17 protein-coding genes are annotated in these 16,086 nt (G+C 67.6%); 6 read left to right on the top strand and 11 right to left on the bottom strand.

Translation table 11 applies throughout. The features are described from left to right. Positions 1-8 precede the first annotated feature (8 nt). Together htpX and grcC1 are read right to left on the bottom strand one after the other, a co-directional pair. Complete coding sequence (gene htpX, locus G154_RS10300; protein WP_019513927.1) at positions 9-875, bottom strand: zinc metalloprotease HtpX; 867 nt, start codon at positions 873-875, stop codon at positions 9-11. A gap of 66 nt (positions 876-941) precedes the next feature. Continuing rightward, positions 942-1,949 (bottom strand): nonaprenyl/(2E,6E)-farnesyl/geranylgeranyl diphosphat synthase, encoded by a 1,008-nt coding sequence (gene grcC1, locus G154_RS10295; protein ID WP_023985302.1) that lies wholly within the window; start codon positions 1,947-1,949, stop codon positions 942-944. Between the two features lie 20 nt (positions 1,950-1,969). Here grcC1 and menJ point away from each other — a divergent pair, with 20 nt between their 5' ends. Then, on the top strand, positions 1,970-3,190 hold the full coding sequence (gene menJ, locus G154_RS10290; protein ID WP_031601327.1) for a menaquinone reductase: 1,221 nt from the start codon (positions 1,970-1,972) through the stop codon (positions 3,188-3,190). Here the strand turns inward: menJ and G154_RS10285 are convergent. The 4 genes from G154_RS10285 to G154_RS10270 form a co-directional block, all read right to left on the bottom strand. Then, positions 3,183-4,400: a TetR/AcrR family transcriptional regulator gene (locus tag G154_RS10285; RefSeq protein WP_023985301.1), complete on the bottom strand. Its 1,218-nt coding sequence runs from the start codon at positions 4,398-4,400 to the stop codon at positions 3,183-3,185. The genes menJ and G154_RS10285 overlap by 8 nt on opposite strands. 150 nt (positions 4,401-4,550) lie before the next feature. After that, positions 4,551-4,832, bottom strand: coding sequence for a pyrimidine/purine nucleoside phosphorylase (locus G154_RS10280; RefSeq protein WP_019513923.1), 282 nt, complete (start codon positions 4,830-4,832; stop codon positions 4,551-4,553). 36 nt (positions 4,833-4,868) lie between these two features. Next, entirely contained in the window at positions 4,869-5,747 is an 879-nt protein-coding gene (locus tag G154_RS10275; protein WP_019513922.1) for a dihydrodipicolinate synthase family protein, read from the bottom strand. An 11-nt stretch (positions 5,748-5,758) separates the two neighbouring features. Continuing rightward, positions 5,759-6,544 carry an aldolase gene (locus G154_RS10270; RefSeq protein ID WP_019513921.1) on the bottom strand — a complete coding sequence of 262 codons (786 nt, stop codon included), beginning with the start codon at positions 6,542-6,544 and terminating at the stop codon, positions 5,759-5,761. An 81-nt stretch (positions 6,545-6,625) separates the two neighbouring features. Between G154_RS10270 and G154_RS10265 the strand changes: the two genes are divergently transcribed. Together G154_RS10265 and G154_RS10260 are read left to right on the top strand one after the other, a co-directional pair. Then, entirely contained in the window at positions 6,626-7,153 is a 528-nt protein-coding gene (locus tag G154_RS10265) for a helix-turn-helix domain-containing protein (RefSeq protein ID WP_023985299.1), read from the top strand. Positions 7,154-7,240: 87 nt separating this feature from the next. Continuing rightward, positions 7,241-8,101: a lysophospholipid acyltransferase family protein gene (locus tag G154_RS10260; RefSeq protein ID WP_019513919.1), complete on the top strand. Its 861-nt coding sequence runs from the start codon at positions 7,241-7,243 to the stop codon at positions 8,099-8,101. 4 nt (positions 8,102-8,105) lie between these two features. Here the strand turns inward: G154_RS10260 and G154_RS10255 are convergent, their stop codons facing one another. The 3 genes from G154_RS10255 to G154_RS10245 form a co-directional block, all read right to left on the bottom strand. Next, positions 8,106-8,849, bottom strand: coding sequence for an SDR family oxidoreductase (locus tag G154_RS10255; RefSeq protein WP_019513918.1), 744 nt, complete (start codon positions 8,847-8,849; stop codon positions 8,106-8,108). Positions 8,850-8,925: 76 nt separating this feature from the next. Then, positions 8,926-9,882, bottom strand: coding sequence for a GTP-binding protein (locus G154_RS10250; protein WP_019513917.1), 957 nt, complete (start codon positions 9,880-9,882; stop codon positions 8,926-8,928). 1 nt (position 9,883) lies between these two features. Beyond that, positions 9,884-10,570, bottom strand: coding sequence for a demethylmenaquinone methyltransferase (locus G154_RS10245; protein WP_019513916.1), 687 nt, complete (start codon positions 10,568-10,570; stop codon positions 9,884-9,886). A 160-nt stretch (positions 10,571-10,730) separates the two neighbouring features. Between G154_RS10245 and G154_RS10240 the strand changes: the two genes are divergently transcribed. Beyond that, a complete protein-coding gene (locus G154_RS10240) occupies positions 10,731-11,555 on the top strand; it encodes an SDR family oxidoreductase (protein WP_019513915.1) in 825 nt (274 codons plus the stop codon). A gap of 13 nt (positions 11,556-11,568) precedes the next feature. Here G154_RS10240 and G154_RS26790 read toward each other — a convergent pair whose 3' ends face one another. After that, positions 11,569-12,603, bottom strand: coding sequence for a sensor domain-containing protein (locus tag G154_RS26790; protein ID WP_019513914.1), 1,035 nt, complete (start codon positions 12,601-12,603; stop codon positions 11,569-11,571). Positions 12,604-12,878: 275 nt separating this feature from the next. Here G154_RS26790 and G154_RS10230 point away from each other — a divergent pair, with 275 nt between their 5' ends. Beyond that, positions 12,879-14,033: a DUF4878 domain-containing protein gene (locus G154_RS10230; protein ID WP_019513913.1), complete on the top strand. Its 1,155-nt coding sequence runs from the start codon at positions 12,879-12,881 to the stop codon at positions 14,031-14,033. Positions 14,034-14,070: 37 nt separating this feature from the next. Next, positions 14,071-15,072, top strand: a complete 1,002-nt coding sequence (locus tag G154_RS10225; RefSeq protein ID WP_019513912.1) for a hypothetical protein — start codon at positions 14,071-14,073, stop codon at positions 15,070-15,072. An 8-nt stretch (positions 15,073-15,080) separates the two neighbouring features. Here G154_RS10225 and G154_RS10220 read toward each other — a convergent pair whose 3' ends face one another. Beyond that, positions 15,081-16,082 carry a sensor domain-containing protein gene (locus G154_RS10220; RefSeq protein WP_019513911.1) on the bottom strand — a complete coding sequence of 334 codons (1,002 nt, stop codon included), beginning with the start codon at positions 16,080-16,082 and terminating at the stop codon, positions 15,081-15,083. Positions 16,083-16,086 lie beyond the last annotated feature (4 nt).

The following is a 16,086-nucleotide window of genomic DNA, read 5'->3' as shown; positions in this document are numbered from 1 at the left end:
GCAAGTCCTCAGCGGCCGGCCATCTGCTCCAGCCGGCGGATGCGGTCCTCGATCGGCGGGTGGGTGGAGAACATCTTGCCGATCTTCTCCCCCGCCCGGAACGGGTTGGCGATCATCAGGTGCGCCTGATCGGCCAGTTGCGGCTCGGGCGGCAGCGGGGCGGCCTGCACGCCGTAGGCGATCTTGCGCAGGGCGCTGGCCAAGGCCAGCGGATCACCGGTCAACTCAGCGCCGGACTGGTCGGCCTGGTACTCCCTCGACCGTGACACCGCGAGCTTGACTACCGTCGCCGCGATCGGACCGAGCATCGAAACCAGCAGCATCGCAAAGGGATTCGCGCCGCCCTCGCGGTTACCGCCGAACATCGAGGCGAACACCGCGATATTGGCCAGCGCGGTGATGACCGATGCCATCGCTCCCGCCACACATGAGATCAGGATGTCGCGGTTGTAGACGTGGGACAGCTCATGGCCGAGCACCGCGCGCAGTTCGCGCTCGTCGAGGATGCCAAGGATGCCGGTGGTGCAGCACACCGCGGCATTGCGCGGGTTGCGACCGGTGGCGAATGCGTTGGGCGCTGCGGTATCGCTGATGTAGAGCCGCGGCATCGGCTGGCGCGCAACGGTCGCGAGCTCCCGCACGATCCGGTACATCGCCGGGGCCTGCATCTCGTTGACGGGCTGGGCGTGCATGGCCCGCAGCGCCATCTTGTCGCTGTTGAAGTAGACGTAGGCGTTCATGCCGACGGCGAAGAGCACCGCCAGCATGAGGATCGACTGGTTCTGAAACAGCGCACCGATGAAGACGATCAGCGCGGACATGCCGACCAGCAGCACGAACGTCTTCAATCGATTGGCATGGGGATGCCAGGTCATCAGCTTTTCTCCTCCGAGAGTCTTCGCTGATTCAACGGCCGACGACCGCTTCAGGTTCCGAGTGACTCAGCCGTGCCGGTTGACGGTGTAGTCGACCAGTGTGGCCAGGGCGTCGCGACCGGGTCCGGCGGGCAGGTTGGTCAGCTCGTCGCGGGCCCGCCCGGCGTACTCGCGCACCTTCTCCTTGGCCTTGCCCATGCCCGGGGAGCGCCGCAGCAGGGTCAGAGCCTCGGCGACCTCGGCATCGTCGGTCAGCGGCGCGGCCAGCAGCACCCGCAGCCGGTCGGCGTCGGCGCCGTCTTCACGAAGGGCGTAGAGCACCGGCAGGGTGTGCACACCCTCACGCAGGTCGGTCCCAGGCAGCTTGCCGGATTCATCCGGGTCACTGTCGATGTCGATGATGTCGTCGGAGATCTGGAACACCGTGCCGACGATGCCGCCGAGCCGCGACAGCCGCTCGATCTGCTCGGTGTCGGCACCGGAGAACGTCGCCCCGAACCGGCCGGACGCCTCGATCAGGCAGGCGGTCTTCTCGTAGACCACCTTGAGGTAGTGCTCGATCTCGTCGGTCCCCTCGGCGGCCCCGCGGGTCTCCCGCATCTGACCGGTGACCAGCTGGGCGAAGGTATCGGCGATCACCCGCACGGCGTCCGGGCCGAGTCGGGATACCAACCGGGAGGCGGTGGCGAACAGGTAGTCACCGGCCAGGATGGCGATGTTGTTGCCCCAGCGGGCGTTGGCACTGTCGGCGCCGCGCCGCACCTGGGCCTCGTCCATCACGTCGTCGTGATAGAGCGTGGCCAGGTGCACCAGCTCGATGACGGCCCCGGCGATGATGACCTCGGGATCCTCCGGCCGCGGCCCCAGCGAGCCCGCGAGCACGGTGAACAGCGGGCGGAAGCGCTTGCCGCCGGCTTGGAAGAGATGCTGGACGGCCTCGGCCATCAGCACGTCGGCCTTGCCCAGCTCGGTAGACATCAGATCCTCGACGCGTTCCACGCCGTCACGCACCCGCGTCGCGAAATCGGGGTCCCCGAAATCCACGCCCGCCACCACGCTCGCCGGTGTCCTCATTGTTCCAACATACTGGGAGGGTGCCGAGTCCAGCAGATGTGGTTGTTGTAGGCGCCGGGCCCGCGGGCTCGGCCGCCGCCGCCTGGGCGGCCCGGGCCGGTCGCGACGTCCTGGTGATCGACTCGGCGCAGTTCCCCCGCGACAAGGCCTGCGGGGACGGACTGACCCCGCGCGCCGTCGCCGAACTGCGTCAGCTGGGCCTCGGCGAGTGGTTGAGCGGCCGGATCGCCCACCACGGGCTGCGGATGTCGGGTTTCGGTGCCGATGTCGAGGTGCGCTGGCCCGGGCCGTCGTTCCCGGCGACCAGTAGCGCGGTGCCGCGCACCGAGTTGGACGACCGGATCAGGATGGTCGCCGCCGACGAGGGCGCCAAGATGATGCTCGGCGTCAAAGCCGTTGACGTCCGTCACGATCCGTCCGGGCGGGTATCGGAGCTGTTGCTCGACGACGGCTCGGAGATCCGGGTGGGTGAATTGATCGTCGCCGACGGCGCCCGATCGACGCTGGGCCGGACGTTGGGCCGGGAATGGCATCGCGAGACGGTGTACGGCACCGCCATTCGCGCGTACCTCGCCACCCCGCGCTCGGATGAGCCGTGGATCACCTCGCATCTGGAGCTGCGGTCCCCGCAGGGTGAGGTGCTGCCCGGGTACGGCTGGATCTTCCCGCTGGGCAACGGCGAGGTGAACATCGGCGTCGGCGCCCTGGCGACGGCCAAGCGTCCCGCCGATGCCGCACTGCGGCCGCTGCTGGCCTATTACGCCGGTCTGCGCCGCGACGAGTGGGGTTTCGAGGGCGAACCCCGGGCCGGCCTGTCGGCCCTGCTGCCGATGGGGGGCGCGGTCAGCGGGGTGGCCGGGCCGAACTGGATGTTGATCGGTGACGCCGCGGCATGCGTGAACCCGCTCAACGGCGAAGGCATCGACTACGGCCTGGAGACCGGACGGCTGGCCGCCGAACTGCTGGGTTCCGGCGACCTCGGTGCGGCCTGGCCGGCGGTGCTCACCGAGCACTACGCCCGCGGATTCTCCGCCGCGCGCCGGCTGGCGCTGCTGTTGACGTTGCCGAAATTCCTGCCCGCCGCCGGACCGGTGGCCATGCGTTCGCATTTCCTGATGAAGGTCGCGGTACGGATGATGGGCAATCTGGTGACCGAGGAGGACACGGACTGGATCGCGCGGGCGTGGCGCTCGGCGGGGCTGGCGTCGCGGCGGTTCGACCAGCGCGCACCGTTCAGCTGAGCGACCGCGACGGTCGGCCCAGCAGCGTCAGTTCCATCAGCAGCCGGACACCGGCCCGCGAATGCGCGGTGTCCTCATGGTGTACCAGCCGACCCAGGTCGACCACCAGGCCGAACGCGGCGTGCACGGCGAAACGTGCTTGGGCGTGGCTGAATTCGGTTCGGACCTCGGACAGCAGGCGCGCCCACTCGTCGACGGTGGCGCGTTGGATGTTGCGCAGCACCATGCGGTCAGCCTCGGGAACGTTGGTGCGCTCGGTGTAATACACATAGGCCAATTCGGGATCACCGAAGGAACGGTCGACGTAACGGCGCACCAGTTCGGCCAGCGCTCGTTCCGGATCCCGTTGCACGGCAAGGACACTGGAGATGTCCCCGGACACCCTGTCGGCGCTGCGCCGATAGGACGCGGCCAGGATGTCACCCTTGCTCGGGAAGAACCGATAGATGCCCGAGGGTTGCATGCCCGCGGCCGCGGCGATGTCCTCCACACTGGTTTCCCGAAAACCCTTGCGGTGGAACAGCAGCAGCGATTCGTGCAACAGGATCTCGTACTTGCCGCCGACGGCGGCACCGCTGCGCAGCGGCCGGACCGGCTCGCCGGATTCGGCGGGGGCGGGCAGCTCCGCCCACAGCACCGCCGATGCCAGGCCCGCCATCAGGGTGCGCAACTCGCCGATCGGCAGCGCGGCACGGTGGTCGGTGATGCTGCCGATCACGCTGATGGCCGCCGAGGACAGCGTCCAGCGTTCCCGCGAGGTGAGCTGCGGGCGCAGCTGCTTCAACGGTTGTTGCAGGCGTCGGTTGACCAGCTCGATCTGCCCGTTCAGGACGGCCTGGTCGTCATCGTTGAGATACCGGCCCTCCCAGCGGTACAGGCCTCCGGAGCTACGGTTGGCGATGACGATGTCGACCAGGGCGCCCACCAGGTCGTCGAGTTGGATCGCCGGATCGGCATCCGGATCGATGATCTCGGTACCGTCCACCAGCTGCTGTCCCAACGCGACCACCGCCTCGCGGAACAGCTCGTACTTGCCCGGCGAGTGCCGGTACAACGCGGCCGCGGAGATGCCGACCCGCGATGCGATGTCCTCCATGCTGACCGCGTGGTATCCGAGCGCGCTGAACGCGTCCGCGGAGGCCTTCACGATCTGCGCCCTGCGGTCGGGAGCACGCCTACCAGCCGGCACCGGGCGGCCGACTGTTGACATGTACCCACGGTAACGCATACATCGAAAATGCGAGGTTGTGACTAATGAGGATTCACATCATCGGAGCGTTTTCGATATGTCATCAGCGTAAATCCACCAGTTGCGCTGTACGGCCGACAGAAGCGCGATTCACATCGGGACGGGTTCTCCTCAGCGGTACTGGCAGAGGTAGGCGGTCTCGACCTCGACCCGCACCCCGAACTTGCTGTCCGCGGGCACGGTGAATTGTGTTCCCGCCGAGAAGGTTTCCCACTCGTCTGCGCCGGGCAACCGCACCGTCAGGGCCCCGCTGATCACATGCATGATCTCCAACTGGGAGGTCCCGAACTCGTACTCCCCGACCGCCATCACACCGACGGTTGCCGGCCCATCGGCGGGGCTGAAGGCGATCGAGGCGACGGCACCGTCGAAGTACTCGTTGACTTTGAACATGCGCGCAGACTAGCGACCCGCTTCACCGTTGGTGGATCACACCCCGGCGAGCATCGCCCGCAGCTCAGCGCGCCCGGAGGCATCCAGCGGCAGCAGCGGTGCCCGCGGATCGCCGACATTGCTGCCGAGCAGCTCGAGGCCGGCCTTTACCGTGGTGGGCAGACCCCCGGCGACGATGAACCGCAGCAGCGGCGCGAGATCGTCATAGATCCGCCGGGCGCGATCGACATCACCGGCGCGCACCGCGTCGTAGAGGTCCAGGCAGGGCTGCGGCCGCAGGTTGGGCGCCGCGGTGCACCAACCCGTGGCCCCCTCGGTGAGGGCGTCGAGCACCAGCGGGTTGCTGCCGTTGTAGAAGGGCAGTTCGCCACCGGAGAGCTCCTTGATGCGTCGCATCCGCATCAGGTCACCGGTGGACTCCTTGACCATCGTGACGTTGTCGATCTCGTTGAACATCCGCACCAGCAGCTCGGGGCTCATGTCGATGCCGCTGGTCGCGGGGTTGTTGTAGACCATGATCGGCAGGTCGACGGCGGCCGCCACGGCGGCGTAGTGCGCGATGATCTCGCGTTCGGTGAGCTTCCAGTAGGACACCGGCAGGATCATCAGCGCATCGGCGCCGGCAGCTTGCGCGTAGCGCGCGCGACGGACGGTGTTGGCCGTGGTCAGGTCCGAGGCACCGACGATGACCGGGACACGACCGGCGACAGCACCCACGGTGACGTCGATGACGGTGTCGAACTCGTCCTCGGTCAGGTAGGCGGATTCCCCGGTGCTGCCGGTCGGCGCGATGGCATGAGCGCCGGTGTTGACCAGTTGATCGACGAGCGCGGTGAGCGCGGCGGCGTCGACACCGGATCCGTCGGCGGTGAACGGGGTGATGGGGTAGGCGATGATGCCGTGGATGTTCGTCATGGTGGGACCTTTCAGGCGGTGAGGGTATCGGGGTGGTTGGCCAGCGCGCGGCGCGCGTAGTAGGCGAAGTTGGCCAGGCTGCGCTTGGGGGTCAGGGTCCAGTCATGGGCTTCGCGCGCCAGCCGATCGGGCAGTGCGGCAATGGTTCCCGCGGCCATGGCGGCCAGTTGGAGCTTGGCGCCGCGTTCGATGAGCATGGCCAGCGAGCAGGCCTCTTCGATGCTGGCACCCGCGACGACGTGCCCGTGGTGGGCCAGCAGGATGGCCTTCTTGTCCCCCAGTGCGGCAGAGATGATCTCGCCCTCCTCGTTGCCGACCGGCACGCCCGGCCAGTCCGGCAGGAATGCGCAGTCGTCGTAGAGCGGCGCGATGTCCATCTGCGACACCACCAGCGGCACTTCGAGCATCGACAGCGCCGCGACATGGAACGGGTGGGTGTGCACGATGCACCCGACGTCGGGGCGGGCTCGGTAGATCCAGGAGTGGAAACGGTTGGCCGGGTTGGCCATTCCGTCACCGTCGAGAACGTTGAGGTCCTCGTCGACCAGCAGCAGATTGCCCGCGGTGATCTCGTCGAAGCCGAGGCCGAGGCGTTGGGTGTAGTAGGTGCCCGGCTCGTCGGCGCGGGCGGTGATCTGACCGGCCAGCCCGGAGTCGTGACCGGCGTCGAACAACGCGCGGCAGGTCAGAGCGACCTTCTCGCGGGCGCTCAGTCCGGTATCGGCGATGTTTCGACCGAGGCCGTCGAGCGCACGCCTCATCAGATCTGACTTGGAATCCTGCAGGGTGCTCGTCATGGAATGATCTCCTCTCGTGATGACACGTTGAGGACTGTAGGACACTTTGTGTCATATCGTCAATGCGGTAATCTCTGATTCGTGAGTGGCTTGTTACGTGCCGTGCGCCAGCAGCGGGGCATGACGCTGGACGAGGTGTCCGCGGCGACCGGTCTGACCAAGAGCTATCTGTCCAAGGTCGAACGCGGCCAGAGCGTGCCGTCGATCGCCGCCGCCCTGAAGATCTCCCGTGCACTCGATGTCGATGTGGCACAGCTTTTTTCCGATGATCCTGAGGTGTCGTCACTGACCGTCGAACGGGCGGCCGACCGCGGCGCCGAACGCCACCACGCGGTGGCCGCCGGGATGCTGGGCAAGGCCATGTCACCGTTCGTCGTCCGCCCCGGCCGCCAGTTCACCGCACACCCCCATCCCTGCCACCCCGGCCAGGAGTTCGTCTTCGTGCACGCCGGCGCCGTCGAGCTGAATCTCGACGGAACGGTGGTAGCGCTGCAGACCGGGGACTGCGCATACTTCGACGCCTCGGTCTCGCACAAGCTGCGCCAGGTCGGCGACGTCGGCGCCGAGGTCGTGGTCGTGGCCTACAGCGCACCGGGACGGCGGGGATAGCACAGGATCGACCGAATCGACGGACACCACCAACCCGATACGGCAGCATCGACAGACCCGATCAGCCATCCGAGGGAGCAGACCGCCATGTCCACGTCGGACGCACCGGACCGGACCGATTCCGACGACCTCGCCGACGCCTTGCTCGACGCCATCGAGGGCAGCGTCTCCGACGCCGCACCGGAGCTGTTGCGCACCACGATGGCGGCGTTCCGCAAGCTGGGCATCGAGTTCGTCCGCAAGTACAACCGGCTGGAAATCGACACCGCCGAGCACAGTTTCGACGACCCGGTGCTGTTCGTCGCCAACCACGGCTTCGGCGGGATCTTCGACCTGAACGTCTTCGCGACCAGTGCCGCATTGGAGCAGCTGCACCTCGATCGCGATGTGACCATCCTGACCCATCAGCTCGCCTGGACCCTCGGCGTCGGTCGTTTCATCGAACCCATCGGTGCCCGGCCCGCCAGCGTCGAATCCGCGCAGGATGCCTTCGGCCGCGGCGAGCATGTCGCGGTGTACCCCGGCGGCGATATCGACTCCGCCAAGTCCTGGGAGGACCGCAACCGGATCATGTTCGGCGGGCGCACCGGTTTCGCCCGCCTTGCCATCGACAACGGGGTGCCCATCGTCCCGATCGTGACCGCAGGAGCAGGCGAGTCACTGTTCGTCATCTCCAGCGGCGAGCGCCTGGCCCGGGCCACCCGCCTCGACAAGCTGTTGCGTCTGAAGTCCGCGCCGATCAGCGTCTCGTTGCCGTGGGGACTCAACATCGGTGTTGTCGGGCTGCTGCCCTACCTGCCGCTGCCCACCAAGCTGCAGACCCGGGTGCTGCCCGTGATGCCGGCCGAATCCGGTGAGGAGCCTGCGGAGTATGCGGGGCGGGTCGAATCGGCCATGCAGACCGCGCTGACCGAGATGACCGAGGGTCGCACGCCGCTGCTGGGCTGACGCGTCAGTGCCGCGCCAGCCAGTCGGCCAACCGCGTGGCGCACAGGTCGGCCCCGACACCGGTGACCAACGTGGTCTCGTCGACGGGAATGCCGTGATAGGTCGCCGCCGGGTCATCGACGACCGGCAACTCGCGTCCCTGCCGCCGCAGCACGGCCCGGGCCATCTCTCCGAACGACATCTTCTGTGGCCCACCGACCTCACGCACCCCGTCGGCCGGTGTGCCGGTGGCGATCCCGGCAAGGACGGCGGTCACCTCGGCGGAATCGACGGTCTGGATCGCGGCGATCGGCGCGCGCACCTCGCCGTCGCGGATCATCGATTCGGTGATGGGCTCGGCCAATTCGTGGAACTGCGTCGCCCGCAGCACCGTCCACGGCACCCCCGAGCCCGCGGCGGCATGTTCCTGGGCCAGCTTGCCGCGCAGATACCCGGCGTCGCGGGCCATGACGTCGGCGCCGACGATCGACAGGACGACATAGTGCCCGGCCGAGGACGTGCCGACGGCGGCGGCCAGGTTCGAGGAGGTCTGCTCGAAGAACTGCTGCGCCGGGTCCTCGGGTGTCGGTGCGTTGATGACGTCGACCACCACATCGGCGCCTGTCAGGGCGTCGGCGAGACCGTCACCGGTGAGCAGGTCCACACCGGTCGCCCGGGACGCGGGGACGACATCGTGGCCGCGGCCACTCAGCATCGGCACGAGCCGGCGTCCGATCAGACCGGTGGCACCGACGACGGTGATCCTCATATTCGACGTGTTCACACACCCAGGCTGGCAGCGCCGCAGGTCGTGGGCGTCCCGGAAAACCCGTAGTCCCAGGGGCTCACACGATGTACTTGCCCAGCCCCAGCATCGCGTTGTCGTCGGCAGGCTCACGCGTGCAGTCGGCCAGGCCCGCCTGGAGTGCGGCGACGTCCATCCCGGTGCCGATGAGCACCAACTCGGTGCCGCGGCCGCGCGACCTGTGGAACCGCAGCGAGCTGCCGACCAGCTGTACCAGGAACCGGCCGTTGGGTCCGAAATCGACGAAACCCTTTGCCCGGTAGAGCCCTTGGGGGCGGCCTTGGAGGAACTGCAGGAAGTGTCGCGGGTTGACCGTGTCGCCGGTGCAGAACTGCATGCTCTGGTACTCGGGGTGGTGATGATCGTGGTGGTCGTCGTGATCGTGCAGGAGTTCGTCGAAGGACAACTGCGCCGGCGGTTTCCGCGCTACCGGCGGGTCGATCAGCAGCTCGGGGTCGATGCGCGCGAAATCGGTGGGCAGCACCGGCACCCGTGGGTTGAGCTCGCGGATCCTGGCGGCCACGACGTCATCGTCGGGCGCCTCGCTGATCTTGTTGAGCACCACCAGATCCGCCACCGCGACACCATGGCCCAGATCGGCGGGTTGGACGGCGTCGACCACCAGCACCAACCCGGCGTAGTGGAAGCGATCGTCCTCGGCGGTGGCGATGGTGCGCGCCAGCACCTGCGGCTCCGCGACACCGCTGGCCTCGACCACGATCAGGTCCAGCGCTGGCCGCACGGCCGCCAGCTTGCCGAGCATCTCGGCGGCCTCCGACGCGTCCACCGCACAACAGATGCAGCCGTTGGACAGCGAGGCCATCGCGTCGACCTGGCCGGCGACCAGCATCGCGTCGATGTTCACCGCGCCGAAGTCGTTGACCAGCGCGCCGATTCGCACCCCGCGGCTGTTGCGCAGCAGATGGTTGAGCAGGGTGGTCTTTCCGGCGCCGAGGAAACCGGCGATCGCCAGGACGGGAACGCTCACGGCGTGCATCTCACGGCTTGACGGCGGCGTGCAGCGCGACGATCCCTCCGGTGAGGTTGCGCCAGCGCACCGAATCCCACCCGGCCTCGCGGATGCGGGCGGCCAATTCGGCCTGTGTCGGCCAGGCGCGAATCGACTCGGCCAGATAGACATAGGCCTCGGGATTGCTCGAGACCGCCGTGGCCATGCCCGGCAGCGCCCGCATCAGGTACTCCTTGTACACGGTGGAGAACAGCGCATTGGTCGGCGTGGAGAACTCGCACACCACCAGCCGGCCACCCGGGCGGGTCACCCGGGCCATCTCGCGCAGTCCGGCCACATGGTCGACGACGTTGCGCAGACCGAAGCTGATGGTCACCGCGTCGAAGGAATCATCGGCGAACGGCAGCCGGGTGGCGTCGGCGCCCACCTTGGGCACCGGACGCGATGCCCCGGCCGACAGCATGCCGACCGAGAAGTCCGCCGCCACACACCACGCGCCCGAACTCGCCAGCTCGACCGTCGACACCGCCGTCCCGGCAGCCAGGTCGAGCACCTTGTCCCCCGGCCCGATCCCCAGCGCCGCGCGGGTCTGACGCCGCCAGAACCGGTCCTGGCCCAGCGACATCACCGTATTGGTGATGTCGTAGCGGCGGGCCACGGCGTCGAACATCGACGCCACCTCATGCGGATTCTTCTCCAACGACGCCCTGCTCACCAGATCAAAACTACCTGTGAGTCTCGGGGTTCCCGGAATGGGCCGCGTCTGGTGACGTTGAACCTTGGCGTGAGCAGACGGCTGTTCCCCTGGTTTCGGCCTGTAATGGGGGTACACGCGTCTGCTGGCGGGAAGAACACTCCCCGAGAAAGGCATCTACATGGCTGAGAAGGTCTGGTTCATCACCGGCGCATCCCGCGGCTTCGGCCGCGAGTGGACGATCGCCGCCCTCGAACGCGGGGACAGGGTCGCCGCGACGGCGCGCGATACCGCAACCCTGGACGACCTGGTGGTCCGCTACGGCGCCGCGCTGCTGCCGCTGCAGCTCGACGTGACCGACCGGGCCGCCGATTTCGCCGCGGTCCAGCGTGCCCACGAGCATTTCGGCCGGCTCGACATCATCGTCAACAACGCCGGGTACGGGCAGTTCGGCTTCATCGAGGAGCTCACCGAAGCCGAGGCGCGCGACCAGATCGAGACGAACCTGTTCGGTGCGCTGTGGGTCACCCAGGCCGCTCTGCCGTTCCTGCGGGCCCAGCACAGCGGGCACATCCTGCAGGTGTCCTCGATCGGCGGCATCACGGCATTTCAGAACGTCGGCATCTATCACGCGTCCAAGTGGGCGCTGGAGGGCTTCTCGCAGTCGCTGGCCCAAGAGGTGGCCGGCTTCGGCATCCACGTCACGCTGATCGAGCCGGGCGGGTTCGATACCGATTGGGCCGGCTCCTCGGCCAAACGGGCCACCCCGCTGCCGGACTACGCCGAGGCCCACCAGCAGGCCGCCGACGCCCGCGCCAAGCGCACCGCGAAATCGGGCGACCCGCAGGCCTCGGCCGCCGCCGTGCTCAAGATCGTCGACGCCGAGCAGCCGCCGCTGCGGGTGTTCCTCGGTGAGTTGCCGTTGCAACTGGCCGAGGCCGACTACGCCCAGCGCCTGGCTACCTGGCGGGAGTGGCAACCGGTCTCGGTCGAAGCGCAGGGCTGATTCGCCAGGGCTCTCAGCCCGGGATCTTGGACAGGATCTTTCTGACGACCTCGACGGCCAAACCGGGCTTGTGGTCGCCACCGCCAGCTTGCACGTCAACGAGCACATTGTTCTTCACCGCGATGGCCCGCTGATAGGGCAGGTTGTCCAGCGTGGAATGGGACACCAGCTCGACCACACCGTCACCGGCGTCCCGGGGCGCCCCGAGCGTGATGGGACCGGTTGCCCGGTCCTGCATCATGTGCCACAACAGCGTGGTGCCGGCGCAACGGGTCCATATCCCGCGGTAGTAGTCGAGCATGCCGGTCGCGGTGGCGGCATCGGTGTAGTTGGACACCGACTGGCCGATCGACAGAAGAGTCTCCGCGTTGCTCGGCGCGGTGCCGTGGAAGCCGAGATGACCACTGGCTCCGTATGCCACGCTGGTCGAGGCCAGAAATGAGGGCACGCACTCGAGCGGCTCATAGACCGATTCCGATGTCGGCGGCATTTGTGGGTGGGTCAGCGTCTCGATATTGGCCAGACCGTTGTCGCCGGTGAGCGCGCGCGCCTCGGCGTCGGTGAGTAGCAACCCGGGCAGGGCCGCCGCGTCGACCAGTGGCGCCGGCGGGGGTGTGGTCGTGGTGGGTACCGGAGATACCGACGACGATGCCGGTGCCGGTGCCGCCACCGTCGGTGATCCGACCGCGGGGTCGGTGGAATCAGCACCGGTCACCGTCCAGACGACGATCGCGGCCACTGTGGCGACGATGACGGTGTAGGACAGCGCGAGCCCGATCACCGCGCGGGTGTGTCCACGTTGCCCGGTGCGCCCGATCTGCGCCAATCCCAGATGCCCGAGCACCGCGCCGGCCGGCGCGAACACGAAGGCGAAGATGACCGACAGCGTCGCCAGCGTGTTGACCTTGGGATCCGAACCCGACGGCGGCGGCGGTACCCCGACGTATCCGCCGGTGTTCGTCGGGCCCGGAACGCCGAACGGGTCGGCGCCGAACGGATCACCGTCGGCCGGGCCGCCAGGCCACGCTCCGAACCCGCCGCCGCTCATCGCGTATCCCCCCGCCACACCATTTCTCGGCACCACAACCGCGCACGGCATTCGTGCTTTCACACATTACTGCGCAGTGCCATGGCCGATGAGCACCAATTTCGCGGTGTGCCGGCAGGTCACCCCGTCGAGCATGACACTGCGGGGTCAAGCGGTATGGTTGCCCGCAAGCAGCACGTGCGAGGGGGACGAGTGAGGCGCCGTGACAAGGGAATAGCCGGATCGATCGGCACAGTTCGGCCGGGAAGCCCGACCCGCCTCGGGTGGAGCGCGCAATGAACGAATCACCGCGCGACGACCTCCCCTACGATCCATTCGCCGAACCGCCGCCGTCACAGGTTCCCGATGAACCTGCGCAGACCGGGCCGACGCCCACATCCGGGTACGAGACCACCCAGGCCGGACCGCCGGTCTCGCCCTCCTACATGCCCCCGCCCGTCTTCAGCGCCCAGCACATTCCGCCACACCAACCGCCACCGAAGCGGCACAAGAAAACACTGGTGGTGCTTGCGGGCGGCGCCGCCGTCTTGGTGGCGATCCTTGTTGTCGTCATCGTCGTGGTCAGCCGAGGTGGATCGGCGCTGACCGGTGGTGGCAGCCCGCAGGAGGCGGCCAAGGCGTATCTGGAAGCGCTGGCAAGCGGGGATGCGGAGGCCGCGTTGTCGCTCGGACTGAACGCGCCCGCGACGACCGATCTGCTGACCGACGATGTTCTGCGCCAACAGATCGAGAAAGCCCCGATCACCGCCATCTCGGTTCCCGACGGCACCGCACCGATGGGTGATTTCGCCATGGTGCCGGTATCGGCGAAGTTCGGTGATGAGGTCTCCAGCGCCAGCCTTACGATGCGTAAGGCCAACGGCGAGTGGAAGGTTCAGAATTCGGCCGTCAAGATCGACTTCAGTGCCGTGCTCGGGATCAACAAGAGCTTGGCCGACCTGACAATCTTCGGCACACCGGCCACCGGCCCGGTGTACGTGTTCCCCGGCTGGGTGGACTATGGCAGCAGCAATGCCAATCTCTCCTACAAGGGCCCCACCCTGCTGCTGAATCAGCTCGACAGCTTTCTGCTCTTCAACTCGGTGACGCCGACGTTGAGCCCGTCTGCCACCGACGCGATCAACACCAGGCTGCTCGATGATCTCGCGAAGTGCACGGCATCGAGACTGTTCGCGCCGCCCGGATGTCCGTTGAAGGTCAGTCCTGCCGGGCTCGTCGACGGCACCGCCCAGTGGGGCCCGTTGACCGACCTCGGCAATATCAAGCAAATGTTCAACCCGTACAACATGACCGTGTCCATTGTCGGGACCATCGTCTCCAACTTCACCGCCTCCACGCCGGGCGGCGCCCCGTCAACAGGCAAGATCACCGGGGTGATCAGCGGCTCTGCCGATCTCAGCACGGACCCACCGACGGTGACATACCGATGAGTGCCCGACACCGACCTCGCATCCGGAAGGGGAAGCCGTGACGTACCCGCCATCGTGGAACCAGGGCCAGGGTAGCGGCGGTGCCGGCGATCCGTGGCAGGGCGGGCAGTCACCGTTCGGGGCCGGTGATCCGTTCGGTCAGGGCCACCCCAATGCCGGTGGCGCACAGCCCTGGCCGGCCTTCGGCGCTCCGCCACCCAACGCCCCACCACCGAACGGCAAACCGCCCAGCGACAACGTGCAGTGGGTCATCGCCGGCATCGCCGCCGTCCTGGTGATCGCTCTGGTCGTCGGCGGGTTGCTGTGGAAGAACCGCGCCGGTGAGACGACCGAACAGGCCGCTCCGGCAACCACATCCAGTGCGGTTCCGACGACCGCACCGAGCACGACACCCTCGTCGGCCGTGCCAACGCCCACCGCTGCGCCGGCGCCGCCTCCACCGTGCAACGGACGAACCGCCTCCCCCGGTCCCAACACCCCGGCCGGATGGCAGTCTGTCCTGAGCCCCCGCGGGCTGGTCTACGACGTGCCGCCCGATTGGGAGGTGCTGTCCTGCACGACTCTGGTCGGTTGGGAGAAGCCGTGTCCGGAGTCCCAGAACAATCCGTTCGGCTCATGTCCGATCAGGACCATGAGTGGAGCGGCCGAACTGTCCAACCCCAAGTGCCCGAAGAGCTCGATTGGCCTGTCCGGGGTTCCGGGTGCCAAGAACACGACCGATATCCGCGAGGCGGTGCGGCTCGAGACCACATCGGTCGCCGATATCTACACCTCGGACAGCGGCGTGGTGCCCAAGGTGGAACTCGGTGCGCCTCGCGACTTCTCGATTTCCGGCAAGCCGGCCGTCGAGGTCGTCGCCACCGTGACCGGAGTCGCCGCCGACAACTGCACCGCCCCGAATGCGTTGCACGTCATGATCGGAACGACGGTTCCCGGCCAAGAGGGGTCGGTGATGTTCGTGCTGTCGATGGAGTACCAGGGTGCTGCCGACACCGCCACCGTCGACAAGATGGTGTCGTCGCTACGCCTGGCGGGCTGATTCCCACATCACGGCGTGATCCGATCCAGCATCGCGCGCACGAGTTTCATCGGTCTGTCCCCGGCGTTCGGGCCGGAGATGGTGTTGTCCACCAACACGTTCTCCTTGACCGCCAACACCCGTTCATAGCTGATGGGTATCACCATCGGCGACATCGAATTGGACTGCGTCCAGATCCCGTTGCCCATGTCCTTGACCTCGCCGAAGGTCAGCTCGGTGACGAACCCGTTCGGCAGTGTCCATTTCATGGTCTTGCCGACGCACCCGCGCCATTTCGCCAGGTAGGCGTCGAGCGCTCGACGGGCCGCTTGGTTGTCATCGAACCGCGCCACCGCCTGACCCACCTGGAATCCGATCTGGCTGTTCACCGAATCAGACCCGTAGAAATTGCGCCATTCGGTGCCCTCATAGGCGCCGGGGGTGCCTGCGACGAAGGACGGGAAACAGGAGTCGTCGTCGAACGTTCCGATCGGTTCACCGTTGTTGGACGGCATCTCGACCTTGTCGGAGGTGGCATAGGGGGTCAGGCCCGGATCACCCATGAGGGTGCGAAGATCCAGCAGCGGAACGAGGATTTCAGGGAGCTTCGCGGCATCGACCACCGGTGCCGGTGGGGCCGTGGATGACGGCGCGGACGGGGACACCGACGGGTTCGATGTCGACGCCGGCGGCGCAGCGGTCGGGGTCGAGGCGTCGTTTCCGCCGGCAGCCCAGACGACCAGCCCGACCACCACGGCCAGGATCACGAGATAGGACAGGGTGATGCCGATCAGTGCTCGCTCCCGGCCTCGCTGGCCGGTACGGCCGACCTGCGCCAGACCGAGGTGGCCCAGGATGGCACCGGCAGGGGCGAAGACGAATGCGAAGATGACCGACAGGGTGGCCAGGGTGTTCACCTCTGCCGAGATCGGGCGCACCACGACCGGCGGGGGCGCTCCGGCGGACGCCGGACCCGTCGGTTGGTCCACGGGCGCGTCGAATGGGTTGTGGCCGAAACCGTCCTGGGACATCGCG

Source organism: Mycobacterium sp. VKM Ac-1816D, from assembly GCF_000416385.1.
GTDB classification, from domain to species: Bacteria; Actinomycetota; Actinomycetes; order Mycobacteriales; family Mycobacteriaceae; genus Mycobacterium; species Mycobacterium neoaurum_A.
This window is presented reverse-complemented; position numbering and strand designations above follow the sequence as displayed.

Excerpts from the sequence above, each read along its gene's own strand:
- htpX (WP_019513927.1), bottom strand. The coding sequence starts at position 875 with ATGACCTGGCATCCCCATGCCAATCGATTGAAGACGTTCGTGCTGCTG.
- grcC1 (WP_023985302.1), bottom strand. The coding sequence starts at position 1,949 with ATGAGGACACCGGCGAGCGTGGTGGCGGGCGTGGATTTCGGGGACCCC.
- G154_RS10285 (WP_023985301.1), bottom strand. The coding sequence starts at position 4,400 with ATGTCAACAGTCGGCCGCCCGGTGCCGGCTGGTAGGCGTGCTCCCGAC.
- G154_RS10280 (WP_019513923.1), bottom strand. The coding sequence starts at position 4,832 with ATGTTCAAAGTCAACGAGTACTTCGACGGTGCCGTCGCCTCGATCGCC.
- G154_RS10275 (WP_019513922.1), bottom strand. The coding sequence starts at position 5,747 with ATGACGAACATCCACGGCATCATCGCCTACCCCATCACCCCGTTCACC.
- G154_RS10270 (WP_019513921.1), bottom strand. The coding sequence starts at position 6,544 with ATGACGAGCACCCTGCAGGATTCCAAGTCAGATCTGATGAGGCGTGCG.
- G154_RS10260 (WP_019513919.1), top strand. The coding sequence starts at position 7,241 with ATGTCCACGTCGGACGCACCGGACCGGACCGATTCCGACGACCTCGCC.
- G154_RS10255 (WP_019513918.1), bottom strand. The coding sequence starts at position 8,849 with ATGAGGATCACCGTCGTCGGTGCCACCGGTCTGATCGGACGCCGGCTC.
- G154_RS10250 (WP_019513917.1), bottom strand. The coding sequence starts at position 9,882 with ATGCACGCCGTGAGCGTTCCCGTCCTGGCGATCGCCGGTTTCCTCGGC.
- G154_RS10240 (WP_019513915.1), top strand. The coding sequence starts at position 10,731 with ATGGCTGAGAAGGTCTGGTTCATCACCGGCGCATCCCGCGGCTTCGGC.
- G154_RS26790 (WP_019513914.1), bottom strand. The coding sequence starts at position 12,603 with ATGAGCGGCGGCGGGTTCGGAGCGTGGCCTGGCGGCCCGGCCGACGGT.
- G154_RS10230 (WP_019513913.1), top strand. The coding sequence starts at position 12,879 with ATGAACGAATCACCGCGCGACGACCTCCCCTACGATCCATTCGCCGAA.
- G154_RS10220 (WP_019513911.1), bottom strand. The coding sequence starts at position 16,082 with ATGTCCCAGGACGGTTTCGGCCACAACCCATTCGACGCGCCCGTGGAC.